The 3171-nt window shown below is 51.5% G+C and carries 3 protein-coding genes; 1 reads left to right on the top strand and 2 read right to left on the bottom strand.

The window, feature by feature from the left end; all coding sequences use genetic code 11:
- Positions 1 to 254, bottom strand: a 254-nt coding sequence (locus AC2JC8_RS09895; protein ID WP_484594661.1) for a DNA-3-methyladenine glycosylase, incomplete at its 3' end; no start/stop codon positions are given.
- On the opposite strand from AC2JC8_RS09895, the gene AC2JC8_RS09890 reads away from it, so the two are divergent.
- Positions 150 to 563: a Nif11-like leader peptide family RiPP precursor gene (locus AC2JC8_RS09890; protein WP_484594660.1), complete on the top strand. Its 414-nt coding sequence runs from the start codon at positions 150 to 152 to the stop codon at positions 561 to 563. The genes AC2JC8_RS09895 and AC2JC8_RS09890 overlap by 105 nt on opposite strands.
- 403 nt (positions 564 to 966) lie before the next feature.
- Here AC2JC8_RS09890 and AC2JC8_RS09885 read toward each other — a convergent pair whose 3' ends face one another.
- Entirely contained in the window at positions 967 to 2922 is a 1956-nt protein-coding gene (locus tag AC2JC8_RS09885) for an alpha/beta fold hydrolase (RefSeq protein ID WP_484594659.1), read from the bottom strand.
- Between the last annotated feature and the right edge of the window lie 249 nt (positions 2923 to 3171).

Raw genomic sequence — 3171 nt, 5'->3', positions numbered from 1 at the left:
TGGCAGGCGGGCTCCTCCTGGGAATACGCCTCCGTTTCCACAATCACGCCCCACAACAGCCCGCCTGAGGGTTGGCGCTTCACCAGCAGGCAGCCGATGAGCTCGGGGGCAACCAGCTCAGCGGGGCGGCAGAAGAAAGTTTGGGGGAGGTGCTGGGAGGGCGTGGTGGCTATGGGAGTGGCTGTGGGAGGTTGTGCTGGAGAGTGCTGACAGCAGCGGCGGGCGGTGCCAAGCTGGAGGAACAGACGCCACATAGAGCGATATCAGAAGAGCAACTCGCAGTCCTGCTTGCCAAGCTCAAAGAGGACGCTGGGTTACAGGAAAAACTTCAGATTGCTGCAGACCTTGATGCCGCTGTAGCCCTGGCAAAGGAAGCTGGGTTTGATGTCAGTAGGGTTGATTGGCTTAAGTATCAGGCTCAGCAGACACTTGAGCTAAGTGATGAGGAGCTGGAGGGTGTGGCTGGTGGCTTCGTGACTATGGCAGGGTGTCAGTCGCAGTCGGGTTACTGTGCTGGGAGTGATGGTTGTCTGGTGTTGACGAACCACGTACGGTGCGGCTGATAGAGCTTAATCGCACAATCCCCTGCCACCCAAGGGGGCTTTTCTTTACACATGAGTGGTCACAACAGCGATACTGAGCAAGCACTAAGTATGTAGTCCCACTAGGTTGTTCAGCTGACAAGTGAGCGCGCTACGCACTGGCTAACTACGTGAATCTCTATGGGATCTGAAGAGCCAAAGCCGTGCCACTGTGCCACTTGGAGCAAATGCTTCAGGGGGCTAAACGGTTCACAGGCGCTGCCCTCGATGGCGTGCCACAAGACGTAAGCGATGACGAAGTGCAGCGGTTCCGGAAACCGCGAGCGCCACAGACCTCCCACGCCATCCAGGGCTGGCAAAGACGCCTCCGCTCATGAGACACAAAAGAATTGACCAATCTCTGGTCGATATCTACGCATGAAATCTATCTCGAAATGAAATCCTTCCAGCCACAGACTTTTGAGCCCGGCAATTCCCTTTTGATTAGGTACTTTTCAACTGGACGATTAACGCAGGCCACTTCAGCAGTAGTAATACAATGGAATGTGGTTACCAACTCCAGAAAAGAGTGATTCTTGAAGGCTCTCGTCATATCAATAGCCCAGAAGCGCGGAGTGGCCGTATCAGCAGTTGCGTTGGTGATCAAAACAGGGATTTCGCTCACCTTCTGCCTTAATCGTTTACGTGACATATCCGGAACCGGATCAGGGCGCAGATCAAAGCCTTCTGCACCTGCCGCGTAGCTGACGGCCAAGGGACCTCCAAGCGGTCCAGACATCAGCACGTCCTGGACATTTTCGAGTTGCTCATGCCAATCATATGCATCAGCATAATCAAGGCGATTCACTACCGAGAAAATACCTCCTGCGTTTACATTACCGACCTCAAGAATGTCATTCTTTAGCCGCCTGAGCGTCATTGCTGCTCCTTCGTTTGCGCTTGGATTAGTGGCAACATTCACAACGATCCCGGAGAGCTCTTCGAGGAACTGAAGATCTCCAGACACAAGGGATCGCAATGTAACTTGCTCAATATAATCACCAAGATCGAACTCAAGGCCGTCTCCTAGATCGATCGGCTTTTCCTGGAGGATAGCAAAAGCTTCTTCGTAAGATGCAGCGATAGAGGGCTCTTTTCTCCTGACCAGATCCATGGCAATTTCAGTGCCCCTAGCACTGATGGCGAGATCGGACAGATTTCCAAATGGATTAATATTGCCATCTAGAATAAGCGTTCTAATCTTATCAGGAAACATGACAGCGTAGGTATATCCGATCCTTGTCCCATAACTTAAGCCAAGATAATTAAGCTGCTGATCACCAATGGCTTGTCGGATTAATTCAAGGTCGCGTGCGACATTGCGGGTGCCCAGATGGTTAATAAACGCCTGGTTATCAAGCTGTGTTTGGATATTAGCTTGTCGAAATGCTTCTCTCGATTCGTCTAATGTGAGCGTCCAATCACTGCTTCCATCCGGTGGCAGGATCGGGAAGGGACCTGGAGCTGCTTTGAGTGTTGGCGTGCTGCTACCAACACCCCGTGGGTCAAACGTCACGATGTGGAATCGATTACGAATCCTGTCGGTCAGTTGTGATGCGATAAAATCAAGTATCTCCAGGCCCGACCCCCCAGGGCCACCAGGATTAAAGATCAAGGAACCAATTGGGTTGTTGCCGCTAGCGGGAATTCTTGCAAGTGCAATCTTGGCTTTACTCTTGCGTGGGTGGTCGTAGTCGAGCGGGACTTTGAGGACAGCCAACTCTTGATCGGAGTCGGTTGTACTGGGTTCCCAACTGACAGGCTTCACCTTGAAAGGATAAGGCTTTGAATCAACCGATCGCTCTAACTGCAGCGTTCCATCCCATCGGTTAAGGCGCTGAGCTGGCAGAGCTTCAATGCTTCCTGCACGTACTTCGAGATCCCAGTCGGAATCTTGATGTTGCTCCGTCGTCGCTAGTCCTGTGATGTCATCGGAGGCGGCAACATCGAGGCCTGTTAGTTGAGCGAGTGAATCGATAAGCTTTCTTCCTTCACGTCCGGCCCCTGTCTTGCACCCGTAGATCAATAAATCACTGTCATCATGAACGAATCGACTGAGCTGAGACCAGAGATATCCTTGGGCTCGAAGTGAGTCATTCGAAATGCTATCGCGGCCCAAGCCCTGTTGTCCCTTGGTGCCGTGACCGTAAAGATGAATCGTATCGAAACCGCCTCTCGGCAGGGATTCGTCGAGAATATCAATTAGATCCTGGAGGCCTTGATCAGCCTGCAAAATGACAGTGGGCACATGAGAGACTTGCAATAAGTTCGCCAACTGCAGGAGGCTAAGATCATCACCCGCACTGACAATATGAATACTTTGGTCGGTAGAATCAAGCATCAGTTTGGACACATATACCATCAGCTTAAAAGGGATGAGACCGCAAGAGTCACATCACAACAAATTTTTAATCTCTTCAACTACACAAGCCCACACAAAAGCTTGCAACCCAATTGAGCATGCTCACAAGCAAACACGACAACTAAAAGCAACCTAAAGCCGATTCGCTGCCCCCCCGGTTTCAGGAAAGATGACACCCCTCTGATCAGTACATCCGGGGGCTTGAGGGCATGACCAATGCGTCGTTAC

The organism is Synechococcus sp., assembly GCF_982614295.1.
The sequence above is the reverse complement of the archived record's forward strand: the minus strand, read 5'-3'. Positions and strand labels throughout refer to the sequence as shown.

What these genes read in the sequence shown, in the direction of transcription:
- AC2JC8_RS09885 (WP_484594659.1), bottom strand. Translation starts at nt 2,922, where the DNA reads ATGCTTGATTCTACCGACCAAAGTATTCATATTGTCAGTGCGGGTGAT.